Annotated in this window: 12 protein-coding genes and 1 pseudogene; 8 read left to right on the top strand and 5 right to left on the bottom strand. The window is 72.6% G+C overall.

Annotated features, from left to right (window positions below; all coding sequences use genetic code 11):
- Positions 1-92 precede the first annotated feature (92 nt).
- The gene (locus tag AB0I68_RS25900) at positions 93-497 is read right to left on the bottom strand and encodes a hypothetical protein (protein ID WP_363179749.1); all 405 of its coding nucleotides are present in this window, start codon (positions 495-497) and stop codon (positions 93-95) included.
- Entirely contained in the window at positions 497-1,639 is a 1,143-nt protein-coding gene (locus tag AB0I68_RS25895; protein WP_363179748.1) for a molybdopterin-dependent oxidoreductase, read from the bottom strand. The genes AB0I68_RS25900 and AB0I68_RS25895 overlap by 1 nt, the downstream gene beginning before the upstream one ends.
- 112 nt (positions 1,640-1,751) lie before the next feature.
- On the opposite strand from AB0I68_RS25895, the gene AB0I68_RS25890 reads away from it, so the two are divergent.
- Positions 1,752-3,248, top strand: a complete 1,497-nt coding sequence (locus AB0I68_RS25890) for a glycosyltransferase family 87 protein (RefSeq protein WP_363179747.1) — start codon at positions 1,752-1,754, stop codon at positions 3,246-3,248.
- Here the strand turns inward: AB0I68_RS25890 and AB0I68_RS25885 are convergent.
- Positions 3,214-4,074, bottom strand: a pseudogene (locus AB0I68_RS25885) (NAD(P)-dependent oxidoreductase); the annotation flags it as partial. The gene AB0I68_RS25890 and the pseudogene AB0I68_RS25885 overlap by 35 nt on opposite strands.
- Positions 4,075-4,531: 457 nt before the next feature.
- Here AB0I68_RS25885 and AB0I68_RS25880 point away from each other — a divergent pair.
- Entirely contained in the window at positions 4,532-6,841 is a 2,310-nt protein-coding gene (locus AB0I68_RS25880; protein ID WP_363179746.1) for a family 20 glycosylhydrolase, read from the top strand.
- A gap of 54 nt (positions 6,842-6,895) precedes the next feature.
- Here the strand turns inward: AB0I68_RS25880 and AB0I68_RS25875 are convergent, their stop codons facing one another.
- Positions 6,896-7,456, bottom strand: a complete 561-nt coding sequence (locus AB0I68_RS25875; RefSeq protein ID WP_363179781.1) for a GNAT family protein — start codon at positions 7,454-7,456, stop codon at positions 6,896-6,898.
- Between the two features lie 219 nt (positions 7,457-7,675).
- Here AB0I68_RS25875 and AB0I68_RS25870 point away from each other — a divergent pair, with 219 nt between their 5' ends.
- The 5 genes from AB0I68_RS25870 to AB0I68_RS25850 all read left to right on the top strand — a co-directional run bounded on the left by AB0I68_RS25870 (position 7,676) and on the right by AB0I68_RS25850 (position 12,204).
- Positions 7,676-8,908, top strand: coding sequence for a cytochrome P450 (locus tag AB0I68_RS25870; RefSeq protein ID WP_363179745.1), 1,233 nt, complete (start codon positions 7,676-7,678; stop codon positions 8,906-8,908).
- Positions 8,909-9,050: 142 nt separating this feature from the next.
- Positions 9,051-10,520 carry a polyprenol phosphomannose-dependent alpha 1,6 mannosyltransferase MptB gene (gene mptB, locus AB0I68_RS25865; RefSeq protein WP_363179744.1) on the top strand — a complete coding sequence of 490 codons (1,470 nt, stop codon included), beginning with the start codon at positions 9,051-9,053 and terminating at the stop codon, positions 10,518-10,520.
- 216 nt (positions 10,521-10,736) lie between these two features.
- The gene (locus AB0I68_RS25860) at positions 10,737-11,171 is read left to right on the top strand and encodes a VOC family protein (RefSeq protein ID WP_363179743.1); all 435 of its coding nucleotides are present in this window, start codon (positions 10,737-10,739) and stop codon (positions 11,169-11,171) included.
- A 167-nt stretch (positions 11,172-11,338) separates the two neighbouring features.
- A complete protein-coding gene (locus AB0I68_RS25855) occupies positions 11,339-11,512 on the top strand; it encodes a zinc-binding dehydrogenase (RefSeq protein ID WP_363179780.1) in 174 nt (57 codons plus the stop codon).
- Between the two features lie 23 nt (positions 11,513-11,535).
- On the top strand, positions 11,536-12,204 hold the full coding sequence (locus tag AB0I68_RS25850; protein ID WP_363179742.1) for an alpha/beta fold hydrolase: 669 nt from the start codon (positions 11,536-11,538) through the stop codon (positions 12,202-12,204).
- Between the two features lie 47 nt (positions 12,205-12,251).
- Here AB0I68_RS25850 and AB0I68_RS25845 read toward each other — a convergent pair whose 3' ends face one another.
- Positions 12,252-13,811, bottom strand: coding sequence for an FAD-dependent monooxygenase (locus AB0I68_RS25845; protein WP_363179741.1), 1,560 nt, complete (start codon positions 13,809-13,811; stop codon positions 12,252-12,254).
- A 129-nt stretch (positions 13,812-13,940) separates the two neighbouring features.
- On the opposite strand from AB0I68_RS25845, the gene AB0I68_RS25840 reads away from it, so the two are divergent.
- On the top strand, positions 13,941-14,621 hold the full coding sequence (locus AB0I68_RS25840) for a TetR/AcrR family transcriptional regulator (protein ID WP_363179740.1): 681 nt from the start codon (positions 13,941-13,943) through the stop codon (positions 14,619-14,621).
- The last annotated feature ends 21 nt before the right edge of the window (positions 14,622-14,642 follow it).

Below are 14,642 nucleotides of genomic sequence, written 5' to 3'. Positions count from 1 at the left end.
CCGGACGGCGCCGGCGAACACGCGGAAGCGGCTGACGCGGAATGGATCCGCGTCAGCCGCTCTCGTGTGTCCTGTTTCGTGTGTCCTGCCGCTCAGGGCCGCCGGCGCGCCCCGCGCAGCGCCGCCCGCGTCCCGACGTACAGGCCCGCGGCCACGGCGATGGCCGTCATCGTCAGCAGCCAGTTGCGCAGGTAGTCCAGCGGCAGCACCGTCGGGTTGGCCACCCCGCCGGGGCGCAGGAGCGGCGGGAGGGCGATCGCGGTCAGGGAGCCCGCGACGATCAGGGCGGCGCGCGGTATCCCGCGCAGGCGCAGGCCGGCGGCGCCGGTGAGCGCGGCGACCGCGATCACGAGCGGCGCGATCAGCCCGTCGTGCAGCACGACCGCGCCCGCGAGCCACAGGCCGATCCGCCACGGCGAGGGCTGCTCGAGCAGCAGGGCGCCGCCCAGGGCCATCATGACCAGCCCGAGGCCGGCCACCACGTACCGGTACGCCATCACGCCACCTCCAGTCGGCCGACCCACTTGGTCTGGAGCACGCCGGGCCGGTTCGGGGCGATGATCCGCGCGGGGTAGCCGTGGTCCAGGGAGAGCTCCTCGCCGTTCAGGCGCAGCGCGAGCAGGGTGAGCGGGTCCTGGGCGTACTGGCGGCCCATCTCCATCACCCGGTACGCGCCGACCGCCTCCAGCGACACCACCCGGGCTCGTGCGCCCGGGCCGCCTCCGGCGCGGTCCAGCAGGTCGCGCACCCGCACCCCGGTCCACCGGGCGGACCGGCTCCAGCCCTCGACACACGCGATGGGCAGGGTCACCTCGTACTGCGGCATCGCGCGCAGTTCGTCCAGGGTGAGGGTGTACGGGCGCGGGCCGGCGACGGTCAGCCGCCAGTCCTGGACGGAAGCCGCGCTGACCCGGGCCGCGTTCGCCGTACGGTTCACCGGGAGCCCCTGCGGTGCGGCGGCGGGATCGCGCGGGGCGAACAGGTCGAGCCGGCCGAGCGCGGACACGGACTGCCCGGCGGTCGTCAGCGTCACGGCCCCCACCCCCGCGGCGACCGCGGCCAGCAGCGCGCGCCGGTCCGGGCCGTCGGACTCGGGCAGCGCGAGCGTCCCCGGGGAGCGGCGGGTCCAATGGGCGTGGATCTCCGGCCACTTCACGGCGATGTGCACCAGGAGCGCGCCCAGCAGGAGCCAGGACAGCGCGAAGTGCACGGGCACGAAGGAGAACGGCCAGGGGTACCACTGGAAGGTGTTGAGCAGCCCGCTGAACAGCTCGAACACACCGGACGCCACCAACACCGCCACGGAGGCCCGCTCGAGCGCGTGCCGCACCGACCTCAGCGGCGGCCATTCGAACAGCCGTGGGTACACCGCCCACAGTTTCGCCAGCAGCAGTGGTATCGCCGCGATCCCGGAGACCACGTGGAGTCCCTGGGTGAACCGGTATCCCCAGTACGGGCGGCTCGGCAGCCGGTCGGCGAGCCAGTGCGGCGGGTGCTGGAAGAAGTGGCTCAGCACACCGGTCGCGAAGCAGACGGCAAAGGCGAGCCCGAGCCAGCGGCCGATGGCGGTCGCGGTACGGGCGTCGTGCAACCGCGCCTTGAAGGTGACGGGCGGGTCGGGAGGAAGAGGGAAGCGCATGGACCCATGACACCCCGGACACGGCACTCAGAGGCGGTTCGGACACCTTACGAAACACGGACATGGGCGGCGCCGGACCCCGATTGCGGCCGTTCCCTGAAACGCTGCGGACGTGAACTTGCGCACCGCTCTCGGCATCTCCGCCCTCGCCGCCCTCGCGGCCGTCCTCGTGTGGACCATCCGCTACGACGGCTACTTCACCGACCCCGCCGGACTGTCCTGGCGGTACGCCGCCTGCTGGGCACTGTTCGCCGTCGCCCTGCTCGCGCTGCGCCGGGTCCCGGCCGCCCTCGTCGTACCGCTGGTGCTGGCGGGGGCCGTCGCGGTGACGGCGACGGGGCTGGTGGCTGCGCCCCGGACCAGCACCGACTCGTACCGCTACGCCTGGGACGGCCGGGTCCAGTCCGCCGGCATCTCCCCGTACGACCACGCTCCCCAGGACCCCGCGCTGAGGCGGCTGCGCGATCCGTGGCTCTTCCCCACGGGCGCCGCCGCCTGCACCGGCCCGGACCGGGCCCGGATCCCGCAAGCCGAGAACACCGCAGGCACCGGGGGCACTCCGCACTGCACCCGGATCAACCGGCCCGCCGTGCACACCATCTACCCTCCGGTCGCCGAGGCGTACTTCCTGGCCGTCGACCGGCTCTCCCCCGACGGCGCCCGGCACAAGCCGCTCCAGACCGGCGCCGGGGTGCTGTCCCTCGGGGTGACCGGCGCGCTGCTGCTGATCCTGCGCCGCCGGGGCTCGGACCTGCGCAGGGCCGCGTATTGGGCGTGGTGCCCCGCCGTACCGGTCGAGGCGGTGAACAACGCGCACGTCGACGTCCTGGGGGTGCTGCTGGCCGTGGCCGGTCTCGGGCTGGTCGCCGCGCAGAACCTCGGGCGCCGGGCGGCCGGCGGGCTGGTGCTCGGCGCCGCCGTCGCCACGAAGCTGATGCCGGCGATCGTCCTCCCGGGCGCCCTGTCCGGCGTTCGGCGGGTGCGCGATGCGACCGCCGTGCTGCTGCCGGCCGCCGCTTTCACGGCGCTCGCGTACCTGCCGTACGTCCTGCTGTCGCGCGGCTCCGTCTTCGGCTACCTCGGCGGCTACGTGGAGGAGGAAGGGTACGAGGACCCCTCCTCGGGTTCCCGCTACGCACTGCTGCGGCTGGTGCTGCCGGACGACTGGGCGCTGCCGGTGCTGCTCGCCGCGATGGCGGGCGTGTGCGGTTACGTCCTGTGGCGCGGGGATCCCCGCCGTCCGTGGAGCGGCTCCCTGCTGGTGACGGGATGGGCGTTCGCGCTGCTCACGCCCGGCTATTCGTGGTACGCCCTGCTGCTGGTCGCACTCGTGGCGCTGGACGGACGCTGGGAGTGGCTCGGCATCGCGGTCGCGGGCCCCGCGGTCTACGTCACGGGCCAGGTGTTCGGCTCGCGCGAGGCGGTGAGCGCCACGGCGTACGGCCTCGCGGTGCTCCTGGTGCTCGTGGTCACCGCGGTGCGTCGGCGCGGGCGGTCACGACCGGCACGCCGTCCGGGCGGCCGGCCAGCAGGGACGCGATCTGGTCCGCGCAGCGGATCGCCGCTGTCGCCATGGCGCTCCGTGTCATCCCGGCGACATGCGGGGTGAGCAGGGCGTTCGGCAGGCCGAAGAGGGGCGAGGCGAAGGCGGCGTGCTCGTGCGCGAAGGTGTCGACGGCGGCGGCCGCGATGGGGTGTGCCGGATCGCGGAGGGCGTCCGCGAGCGCCTCCTCGTCGACGATCCCGCCCCGGGCGGTGTTCAGCAGGATCGACCCCGGCCGCATCAGCGCCAGTTCCGCCCGGCCGATCAGACCCCGGGTCTGCGGGGTGAGCGGGAGGTGCAGGGAGACCACGTCGCTGGTGGCGAGCAGGGCGGCGAGGGACTCCGCCCGGGGCACCGGAGTCTCGGCCGGGCGCCGCGCGAGGCCCTGCACCGCCATGCCGAGCGCGGCGGCCCGTCCGGCGAGGGCGAGGCCGATCCGGCCCAACCCGACGATGCCCAGCGTCAGGTCCGGCAACTCCACCGCGGGTCCGTCCGGTGAGCTCCAACGACCGTGGTGTGCGGCCTCGTTGTACGCCGGGAGGTTTCGGGTCAGGGCGAGGAGCTGGGCCAGGGCGAACTCCGCGACCGCGTTGGCGTTGGACCCCGGGGTGTGGGTCACGGCGACGCCGTGACGAGCGGCAGCGGCCAGTTCCACGTGGTCCGTGCCCGCCCCGGCCCGGCCGATCACCCGGAGCCGGTGGGCCAAGGCGGGGTCGGTCGCCGCGGCAAGGAAGGCCGCGCGGAGCGGTACGCCCGCGCGGGACTTGACCGCGTCGTGGCCGGACCCGTCCCGGACGGTCTCGGCGATCAGCGCCGGTTCGTCGAAGGGGTCGAAGTCGGTGAAGTCGACCCGGCCGGCCCAAGCGGCCCGCGCCGCGGCCTGGTCGGCCACCCGCCGGAGGTTCAGCGTGACGGCCAGCCCGTGGCCGGTCAGCCGCTCCAGCTCCCGGTCGAGCAGCCCGCCGGGAGCCGCGTCCAGCAACAGAACCCGCACCTGTCCCACGCGATCCCCCTCTCCCTGCACGAGACCCTACAAGCCACGCTGCGCCGGACGTACGGGGGGTGACGCCGAGGGCCTGCCGGCGGCGGCTGCCGCCGACAGGCGCGGCTCGCTGTTCGCTGTTCGCTCACCGTCGCATCGATCCTCGGTCAGGACTCGTCGCACCAGGAGCCGAACTGCCTTCACTGGAGGGTGGAGTGCGCGATCGTGCTCGCACCTCCGGGGTTTCGAGCACCTATTGACATGCATCCGACACTGCGCTGCACTTTGGCCCACTCCCCCGGCGCCCACCGCCGGACGGAGGAGCAAGCCTGAACTCCCCTTCCCTCCCAAGACTTGGGGACTTGCCATGCGTCTGCTCAGATTGCTGACCGCCGCCGTCTGCACGGTGGCCGCACTCTCCTTACCCGGTGTCGCCGCCGCCGGGCCCGCGCAGGCCGCCGCCGGGCCGCCGCAGACCGTTCCGGCACTGCGGCAGTGGACGGCCGGCACCGGTACGTACGCCTTCACCACCGCGAGCCGTATCGTCGTCGACCCCGCCTACACCGCCCAGCTCTCCGACGAGGCCGCCACACTCGCCGAGGATCTGGGCGCGCTGGCCGGGCGTCCCGTCGGCGTCGTCACCGGGAGCGCCGCACCCGGCGACATCGCGCTGAGCCTCGGTGATGCCGGCCTGCCCGCCGAGGGCTACCGGCTGACCGTCGGGCAGTCCGTCGGCATCCGGGCCGGGACCGACACCGGCGCGTTCTACGGCACCCGCACCGTGCTCCAGCTCCTGCACCAGTCGGCCTCGGTGCCCGCCGGCACGGCGGTGGACTGGCCCGCCAAGGCGGAGCGCGGGCTCATGATCGACCAGGGCCGGAAGTTCTTCACCGTCGACTGGGTCAAGCAGCACATCAAGGAACTGGCCTACCTCAAGCTCAACTACTTCCACTTCCACCTGTCGGACACGTTCGGCTTCCGCCTCGAGAGCTCCACCCATCCGGAGATCGTCTCCGCCGACCACTACTCCAAGCAGGACATCGCCGACCTGGTCGCGCTCGGGCTGAAGTACCACGTCACGATCGTTCCGGAGATCGACACCCCGGGGCACATGAACGCGATCCTGGCCGCCCACCCCGAGCTGAGGCTCAAGAACAGCTCCGGCACGGCCAGCCCCGACTTCATCGACCTCTCGCTGCCCGCCTCGTACGCCCTGATCAAGGACCTGGTGGGCGAGTACCTGCCGCTGTTCCCGGCCCCGTACTGGCACATCGGCGCGGACGAATACGTCACCGACTACGCCAAGTACCCGCAGCTGCTCGGCTACGCCCGCGCCCACTACGGCGCGAACGCCACCGCCAAGGACACCTACTACGGGTTCGTGAACTGGGCCGACGACCTGGTCCGGGCGGCCGGCAAGACCACCCGGATGTGGAACGACGGCATCAAGGCCGGGGACGGGACCGTCACCCCGAACGCCGGCATCCTCGTCGAGTACTGGTACAGCTACGGGCTCACCCCGCAGCAGCTGGCCGCGGCCGGCCACACCGTCGCCAACGAGTCCTGGACGCCGACCTATTACGTGCTCGGGGGCGCCAAACCCGACACCAAGTGGATGTACGAGACCTGGACCCCCGACCGCTTCGAGGGCGGGGCCACCCTCACCGACCCCTCGAAGAACCCCGGTTCGCTGATCCACGTGTGGTGCGACAACCCGACCGCCGAGACGGAGGAGCAGATCGCCGCGGGCATCATGTACCCGCTGCGCGCCCTGGCCCAACAGACCTGGGGATCGCCGAAGCCGGCGAGCACGTACGCCGCCTTCACCCCGATCGCGGCCGCGGTCGGACACAATCCCGCCTGGCCGGGCCTCGCCCAGCCCGGCAACCTCGCACGCAACCGGCCGACCACCGCCTCCAGCACCGAGACCGCGGACTTCCCCGCCTCCTCGGCCACCGACGGCGACCCCGGAACCCGCTGGTCCAGCGGCTACAGCGACCCGCAGTGGCTCCAGGTGGACCTCGGTTCCGGCCAGGCCGTGAGCCGTGTGGTGCTGCGCTGGGAGGCGGCGTACGGAAAGGCCTTCCAGATCCAGCTCTCCGACGACGCCGCCACCTGGCGCACCGTGTACTCCACCACGACCGGCGCGGGCGGGGTCCAGGAGCTCACCGGCCTGTCCGGGTCCGGCCGCTACATCCGTGTGTACGGGACGCGGCGCGGCACCGCGTACGGCTATTCGCTGTACGAATTCGAGGTGTACGGAGGCTCGTTGAGCGGCACCAGGACCCTCGGCGCAGCCGGCAAGGCCCTCGACGACCCGGCGAGCTCCGGCGCCTCCGGCACCCAGCTGATCACCTGGACACCGCACGGCGGACCCAACCAGCAGTGGCAGCTGGCCCTCGACGCCGACGGCTCCTACTCCATGGTCAACGGCTCGTCCAGGCTCTGCGCGGACGTCTCGGGCGGCTCCACCGCCGCCGGTGCGGCCGTCGTCCAGGCCGCCTGCACCGGCGGCGACAGCCAGCGCTGGCTGATCAACGCCCTCGGGGGCGGCGACTACTCGGTGGCCAACAAGAAGAGCGCGCTCCTGCTGACCACCGCGTCCGGTTCGGACGGCGCCCTGGTCACCCAGCAGCCGAGTTCCGGTTCGGGCTACCAGCGGTGGCAGATCACCTGACCCCGGGGGCGGGCTCGTGAACGTCTCCCGGCGACGGCCCTCGCCGGGAGACGTTCAGCTCTCCGTGCGGTGCGCCCGCCAGTCCGGGGCGAGGACCGACCAGATCTCCTCGTCGTGCCGCTTCCCGCGGTACGGGTAACTCTCGCGCAGCACGCCGTCCTTGGTCATCCCGAGCCGCCGGGCCACGGCGATGCTGGGCTCGTTCCCGGCCGAGACCACCCACTCCACCCGGTGGATGCCCCGCTCCTCGACGGCCCAGTCGATGATCACGCGCACGGCCCGGGTCACCAGCCCCCTGCCCGCCGCCGACGGCTCCAGCCAGCAGCCCGCCTCGGCGACGCCCTGCGCGACGTCGAACCTGCGGAAGAGGACCGCTCCGACGAGCTTGCCGTCGGTCCGGATGCCGTGGAGCCGCCCGGCGTCGGCCGCGGTCTTCTCCGCGTACGCCCGGAGGAACGCCCGGCTGGAGTCGAGATCCGTGACGACATCGGGGAGCGCGTTGTACTGCCCGATGAACTCCCGCCCTCGGTCCATGTGGGACAGGAACTCCTCGGCCTGCCACGGTTCGAGCGGGCACAGCTCCGCGCCGTCGTCGCCCAGGGATATCGCGAACATCGTCACCTTCCACGATCGGATCCAGCGCACCGGGGAAAGGATCTTCTCACGGGCGGCGTCCCGGACATCCGTATCGCACGCCGCCCCGTCGGCCGCGGCTGCCGTGCCCGCCCCGGAGCCGGGTTCCCGCAGCACGTGGAACACCTTGCCCACCACGCGCGTTGTGGGGGAGGCGGAGGATCCTCCGTACCGCCATGACCTCTTCCGAAGGAATCCCGCGTGAAAGAACCCACCACCCCACTCGTCCTCGATCCCGCCGGCGCCGACCGGCACGCCGAACACCGGCTGCTGCGCGCGCAGGGGCCCGCGGCCCGCGTCGACGTCCTCGGCGTGACGGCCTGGTCCGTCACCGACCCGGCCCTCCTCAAGGAGCTGCTCACCAGCCCCGACGTGTCGAAGGACGCCCGCGCGCACTGGCCGGAGTTCGACCAGGCCGTACAGACCTGGCCGCTCGCCCTCTGGGTCGCCGTGAACAACATGTTCACCGCCTACGGAGCCGACCACCGGCGGCTCCGTCGGATGGTGGCTCCCGCGTTCAGCGCGCGCCGTGTCGCCTTGCTCCGCAGCACCGTCGAGGCCATCGTCACCGGCCTCCTCGACGAGCTCGCCGCCCTCCCGCCCGATGAGGTGACAGACCTGCGCGAACGGCTCGCCTACCCGCTGCCCATCGCGGTCATCGGGCACCTCATGGGCCTCCCCGACGAGCAGCGCGGTGACTTCCGTACCGTGGTGGACGGGGTCTTCGACACGACCCTCACCCCCGAACAGGCCGCCGCGAACACGGTCCGGGTCTACGAGGTCCTCGAACAGCTCATCGCCGCCAAGCGCGCCGTGCCCGGCGACGACATGACCTCGCTCCTCATCGCCGCCCGCGACGAGGAGGGCGACGGCTCCGCGCTCTCCGACGCCGAGCTGAGCGACACCCTGATCCTGATGATCAGCGCCGGGTACGAGACGACCGTCAACGTCATCGACCAGGCGGTCACCGCCCTGCTCACGCACCCCGACCAGCTCGGCCACGTCCGCGCCGGCCGCAGCAGCTGGAGTGACGTCGTCGAGGAGACCCTGCGCCACGAATCGGCCGTCAAGCATCTGCCGATGCGCTTCGCGCTGGCCGACATCCCCCTTCCCGACGGGCGGACCATCGCCAAGGGGGAGGCGATCCTCGCCTCGTACGCCGCCGCCAACCGGCACCCCGACTGGCACGGCCCGGATGCCGATGCCTTCGACGTCACGAGGGTCACGAAGGACCACCTCGCCTTCGGGCACGGCGTCCACTTCTGCCTCGGCGCCCCACTGGCCCGGCTGGAGGTCGCGGCCGCGCTCGAAGCGCTCTTCGACCGCTTCCCGGCGCTCGAGCCGGCGGTGCCCGCCGACCAGCTGCTGCCCGTCCCCTCCCTGATCAGCAACGGCCACCGGACCCTGCCCGTCCGTCTCGGCCCCTCGGCATGACCCGCTGACCGCGTCCCGGCGGAGCCGGCGCCGCCCGCTTACGCGGAGTCGGCCGGCGCGGGGGAGGAACGACCCCCGAAGTTCACTTCCCCGACGCCTCGCGCGGGCCGGTCACCGGCCACGTCCACCCTAGGCTGCCGCCATGGCGGAGGTGGGGGTCACGGTCCGGGGTTGCCGACTGCTCGGAACACTCGGGTCGGTGCTGCTGGCGGCCGGGAGCTGGTCGGCCGGTGCGCTGCCCCTCGGAGTGCCCGACGGGGTGTGGGCGCAGCGGAGTCCGGCGCACACGGTGCTGGGAGCCGCGGCCTCGTACGCCGGGCTGGTGCTGCTCGTGATCGCCTGGTGGCGGCTGGGCGGGCTGCTGCGGGACGGGGAGTCCGTCGGCCGCGGGCAGCTGCACTCGGTGCTGTGGTCTTGGGTTCTGCCCCTCGTACCGGGCCCGTTGCTGTTCAGCAACGACGCGTACAGCTATGTCGCGCAGGGCGCGCTGGCGGGCCGGGGCTGGGACGTGTACCGGCTGGGGCCGGCGGCGCTCGGTGGTCCGCTCGCGGGCAACGTGCCGGAGATGTGGCAGGACGCACCGGCGCCCTACGGGCCGGTGGCCGTCGCGGCGACGCGGGCCGTGGTGGCCGTCACGGGCGAGCACCACACGGTGGCAGCGGTGTTGGGGATGCGGCTGGTGGCCCTGGTGGGGCTGGGGCTGATCGTGTGGGGCATACGGCGTCTCGCGTCCCAGTGGGGCGCCGGAGAGGCCGGGGCGCTGTGGGCGTCGGTGCTCAACCCGCTCGCCCTGGTGCATCTGGTGGGCGGGGCCCACAACGAGGCGCTGATGCTCGGTCTGCTCGTGGCGGGGCTGGTGGCCTTCCGCCGGGGGCACTGGGTGCTGGGCACCGTCGCCCTCGCGTCGGCCGCGCTGGTCAAGCTTCCCGCCGCGGTCGCTCTGCTGTGTGCCGGCGCGTGGTCCGTCGGCGGGCGGCCGGACCGGCGTTCGGGCTGGTCGCGGGCGGCGGGGATCTCGCTGGTGGCCGTCGCGGCGCTGGTGCTGGGCGTGGGTGTGTGCGGTCAGGGCTGGGGATGGCTGTCGACGCTGCGGGGCCCGACGCAGGTGTACACGGTGCTCTCACCCAGTACGGACGTGGGCCGGGTGCTCGGACTGTTCGCCGAGGGCTTCGGCGTGGGTACGGCGGCCGATGCCATCGCCGCCGCGCGGTCGGCGGGGATGCTGCTGGGCGTGTGCGCGGTGGCCTTCTGCGTGTGGCGTGCCCCGCGTACGGGTCCCGAGTACGCGACCGGCATGGCGATGCTGGGTCTGGTGGTGACCGCTCCGGTCGTGCAGCCGTGGTACGTGCTGTGGGGGACGGTTCCGCTGGCGGCGGCCGCCTGGCGCCTGCTGGAGGGCGCCCCGGCGCGGCTGGCGATGCTGGGGCTGCTGGTGATCGTGCTGCCCAGCGGGACGGCGCCCACCGGGGCCTACGCGCTCGCGGCCGTCACGGGGGCGTCCGCAGCCGTGGCGGCACTCGTGGCGTGGGGTCCGCTGGGGCTGGGGACGGTGCCCCGGCTCCGCCTGCAGGAGCGCGCCTTGGTGCGCGCAGCGGCCAGGACGCGCCGATGAGGACGGCGGGAAATTCGCGTTGTCCCGGCCCGTGGTGATCACTAAGGTGGACCGGGTGACTGCCGGGTCGGCCTTGGGCCACACACGAATGGGGTTCCCGGCCTCGGCATGAGCACGAGGCGGGCCAGGAGCCCGCCCCTTCTCCGCGTTTTTGCGCCCAGGCGCCCGCGTGTGGCGCCTTTCCAGCGGATCCCGAAACCCGGAGACACACCCCTCATGCCGAACACTCAGCAGTACCCGTACCCGTACCCGTCCGAACCGTCGGCGAACGCCGTCCAGTTGAACCACACCGTCGTCCACGCCAGGGACCGGCAGCTGTCGGCCGAGTTCATCGCCGCGATCCTGGGGCTGGAGGTCGGCGCTCCGTTCGGCCCGTTCCTGCCCGTCGATCTCGGCAACGGTGTGACGCTCGACTACTACGCGAAGACCGACGAGCCGATTCAGCCGCAGCACTATGCGTTCCTCGTACCCGACGCCCGGTTCGACACCGTGATCGCCCGCCTGGAGACGGTCGGCGTGACCTACTACGCCGACCCCCACCACACCGAACCGGGCCACATCAACCGCCTGTTCGGCGGTCGCGGCGCGTACTTCGCCGATCCGGACGGGCACAACATGGAAATCCTGACCCGCCCCTACATCCGCCCGTAGCGGGTGCCCCAACGGTGGCTGCCGGTGAGCTTGCCGTCGGGGGTGAGGGTGAAGGTGGTCAGGTAGACGGGTGTCGGCGCGATTGCGTTCCGGGCCGCCGCCTCGCCGGCCGAGGCGGCGGCCCCCTCACGGAGGAGACGGAACTGCTCGGGGTCCGGGCCGTGTTCATGGCGGTGGAGGCCGATCGCCCCGGCGTGCGGGAGACCGCCGCGCTCGGCGCTGGGGGCGAACTGCTCCCGCACATCGCGGAGATCCTGCCGCTCGCGCAGGCGGGCACGCCACACGAGGTTTCGCAGTCCGGCCGCACGAGCGGCAAGATCGTCCTGACCACCCGACTCTGAAGAATCCAGGGAGACGACCCACGATGACGACCTACATCCTTGTCCCCGGTGCCTGGCACGGCGCCTGGACCTTCGCACCGCTCGCCCGCGAACTGCGCCGGAGCGGACACGAGGCCTACCCTCTGACGCTTACCGGCCTCGGCAGCCGCAAGCACCTGCTGACCGCCTCGGTGAACCTCGACACCCACATCGAGGACGTGGTGAACCTGTTGTCGGACGAGGACATAACCGACGCCGTACTGGTCGGCCACAGCTACGCCGGCATGGTCATCACAGGCGCGGCCGACCGGGTCCCGGAGCGGGTGAAGGGGCTGGTGTACGTGGACGCGATGGTCCCGGAGGACGGCCAGTCCACCTGGTCCCTGGTGACCGACAACGAGCGCGAGTGGTACCTGTCCGGCACCGCGGAGAACGGCTATACCAGCGCCCCGCTCCCCTTCTTCGACCCGCGCGCCACCCCGCACCCGCTGGCTTCGCTGCTCCAGGCGGTGCGCCTGGAGGGCGACTTGAGCCGCTTCGACCGGAAGTCGTACGTCTACGCCACCCAGTGGCCCACGCCGTCTCCCTTCGCGGAGGTGTACGAGCGGCTGAGCGGTTCGCCGCAATGGCAGACGTACGCCATCGAGAGCGGACACAACGTGATGCGGGAGGCCCCGGAGGAGCTGCTGAAGGTGCTCCTGAGCCACGGCTGAGCAGCCGGGGGCGGCCGCCCCCTCGGAACAGCGCCCGAGGAGCGCGATCAGCGCACCCCGACGACCCGGTGCGGCTGTGCGACCTGGGCCGCCCAGGCCTGGAGGTCGTCGGCCGGATCTTCGAGCGAGTCGGTGGCGTGGCCGGCCCAGGCTATGTAGCCGTCCGGGCGGACCAGGTACAGGCCACGCCCGTAGGCCTCGTACGGGCCTGTCCGCGCGGTACGCAGGCCTGGGAGGGGCGGCAGGCGGTCCGGCAGCGGGGTGTCGACCGCGAGCAGGGTGAAGTGGGGGCCGCGGTAGAGGTCGAAGAGCCGCAGCCCGTCGCGGTTGCCGTCGGGCGCGCGGTCTCCCGCGGTGAGGGCGTCCTCGGCCAGACCTGTGCGTGTCTCGCGGGTGAGCGACGAGTCCCGCTGGTCGAGGCCGAGTTGGCGGGTGGCGGCGCCGCGCCTCTCCTCGCCGCGGTGGATCCGGGTGGACAGCCCGAGCATCGCGGCGGCGTTGGGCAGTCGCTCCTCCTCGTACGTGTCCAGCAGCGCCTCGGGAGCTCCGTCACGCAGGACGGCGGCAAGCTTCCAGCCCAGGTTGTAGGCGTCCTGGACGCTGGTGTTGAGTCCCTGGCCGCCTGCCGGCGAATGGATGTGGGCGGCGTCGCCCGCGAGGAAGACCCTGCCGTCACGGAAGCGGTCGGCGAGAGCGGCATTCACGGTGAAGTCCGATGCCCACCGCACCTCGGTGACGTCCTCGGCGGACATGTGGGTGAATGCGGCAACCAGAGCGCGCACGTCCTGCGCCTCGACCTCGGTACCGGCCGCCGCCGACTGGGCGACGAACTGGAACTCCGGCGCATGCGGCAAGGGGCACAGGGCCGCGAAGCCCGTGCCGTCCGCGGCGGGCGGGAAGATGTGCCAGTTCTCGCGGTCGAGCGCCGGGATGACCACATCGGCCACGAGCATCGGGGCGGCATCGACGCGCTCACCGGTCATCTCGATGCCGACGAGCCGGCGGACCGTGGACCGGCCGCCGTCGGCGGCGACGGCGTACCCCGCGCGGACGGTCACCGGGCTCCCGCCTCCCGCCGGTATCAGGGCGGCCGTGACGGAGTCGGCGTCTTGGGCGAGGCCGGTCAGCTCGAAGCCGAACACGACGTCACCGCCCAGTTCGCGGAGCCGGTCGAGCAGGATCCGCTGGGTGCGCCACTGGGGCAGGATCCAGGGCCCCGTATAGGGCGCGTCCTCGGTCGGCTCCGCCTCGTCGAACATGCGGTACTCCCCGGCGCGGCTGCCGTCCTGCCACGTCATGCCGATCGGCGCCGGGCCGCCCCACCTCAGGACCTCCTCGAGGACGCCGAGATCGTCGAAGACCTCCAGGGTCCGCGGCTGGATGCCCTTGCCGCGGGAACCGGGAAACAGCTCCGGCGACCGCTCGACGACCAGCGCGCGCACTCCGCGCCGGGCGAGGTCACAGGCCAAGACCAGGCCGGTGGGACCGGCGCCCACGATCAGGACGTCGCTCCACCCGCCGCCCAGGGCCGCGGTCCCTGCCGCGCCACCGCGCTGCTGCTGCCCACGCCCACGCTCGCGCTCGCGCCGGTACTCGTGCTGCGTCATCGATCTCCCCGTTCCCCTAACCCAACCCCTCCTTAACAGCGTTAAGGAGCTCGTATCGCAAGAATGCCCTTAACGTTGTTAAGCTGTCAACCCTCGAACGAGTGCACCGTCCCGGGAGACAGGCAGACGATGAACGCCAAGCCGCAGCAGACGCCGCCCCGCGTCCCGCCCCTCAGTCGCTTGACCGTCGCCGAGACCGCGCTGCGGCTGCTCAACGAGAGCGGGCTCGACAAACTCACGCTCCGCGCCATCGCGCAGGAGCTGGACGTGAAGGCGCCCGCGCTGTACTGGCACTTCAAGAACAAGCAAGAGCTGATCGACGAGATGGCCACCGAGATGTTCCGGCGCATGGCCGCGGGCCCGGCCGGATCCGGGGAGGACGGCTCCGCGACGCCGTGGCGCGAGCGGATGCTGGTCGCCAATCGCGGTCTGCGGCGGGCCCTGCTCGCCTATCGCGACGGAGCCCGTGTGTTCACCGGGTCGCGCTTCACCGGAACCGACCACGCGGAGCAGTCCGAGGCCCATCTGCGGGCCCTGCTGGCACAGGGGTTCGAACTGCCGCAGGCCGTACGGGCCATGACGACCGCCTTCTCGTACACGCTCGGGTTCGTGATCGAGGAACAGGGTGTCCAGCCCGTCCCGGGCGAGCGCCGGGAGGGCTACGACGTGGCGGAGCGCAGCGAGCGCCTTGCCGATTTCCCGCTCGCGGCGGCCGCCGGTGCGCATCTGTTCCAGGAGTACGACGAGCACTTCGAAGAGGGCCTGCAGATCGTCGTCGACGGCATCGCCGCGCGGTACGGCATCCACTGACCGCGGCGACCGGAGGCGCCA

The organism is Streptomyces sp. NPDC050448 (assembly GCF_040655295.1).
Lineage (GTDB): Bacteria > Actinomycetota > Actinomycetes > Streptomycetales > Streptomycetaceae > Streptomyces.
This window is presented reverse-complemented; position numbering and strand designations above follow the sequence as displayed.

Coding starts and splice junctions, on each gene's coding strand:
- AB0I68_RS25900 (WP_363179749.1), bottom strand. CDS start 497: ATGGCGTACCGGTACGTGGTGGCCGGCCTCGGGCTGGTCATGATGGCC.
- AB0I68_RS25895 (WP_363179748.1), bottom strand. CDS start 1,639: ATGCGCTTCCCTCTTCCTCCCGACCCGCCCGTCACCTTCAAGGCGCGG.
- AB0I68_RS25880 (WP_363179746.1), top strand. CDS start 4,532: ATGCGTCTGCTCAGATTGCTGACCGCCGCCGTCTGCACGGTGGCCGCA.
- AB0I68_RS25875 (WP_363179781.1), bottom strand. CDS start 7,456: ATGTTCGCGATATCCCTGGGCGACGACGGCGCGGAGCTGTGCCCGCTC.
- mptB (WP_363179744.1), top strand. CDS start 9,051: ATGGCGGAGGTGGGGGTCACGGTCCGGGGTTGCCGACTGCTCGGAACA.
- AB0I68_RS25860 (WP_363179743.1), top strand. CDS start 10,737: ATGCCGAACACTCAGCAGTACCCGTACCCGTACCCGTCCGAACCGTCG.
- AB0I68_RS25855 (WP_363179780.1), top strand. CDS start 11,339: ATGGCGGTGGAGGCCGATCGCCCCGGCGTGCGGGAGACCGCCGCGCTC.
- AB0I68_RS25850 (WP_363179742.1), top strand. CDS start 11,536: ATGACGACCTACATCCTTGTCCCCGGTGCCTGGCACGGCGCCTGGACC.
- AB0I68_RS25845 (WP_363179741.1), bottom strand. CDS start 13,811: ATGACGCAGCACGAGTACCGGCGCGAGCGCGAGCGTGGGCGTGGGCAG.
- AB0I68_RS25840 (WP_363179740.1), top strand. CDS start 13,941: ATGAACGCCAAGCCGCAGCAGACGCCGCCCCGCGTCCCGCCCCTCAGT.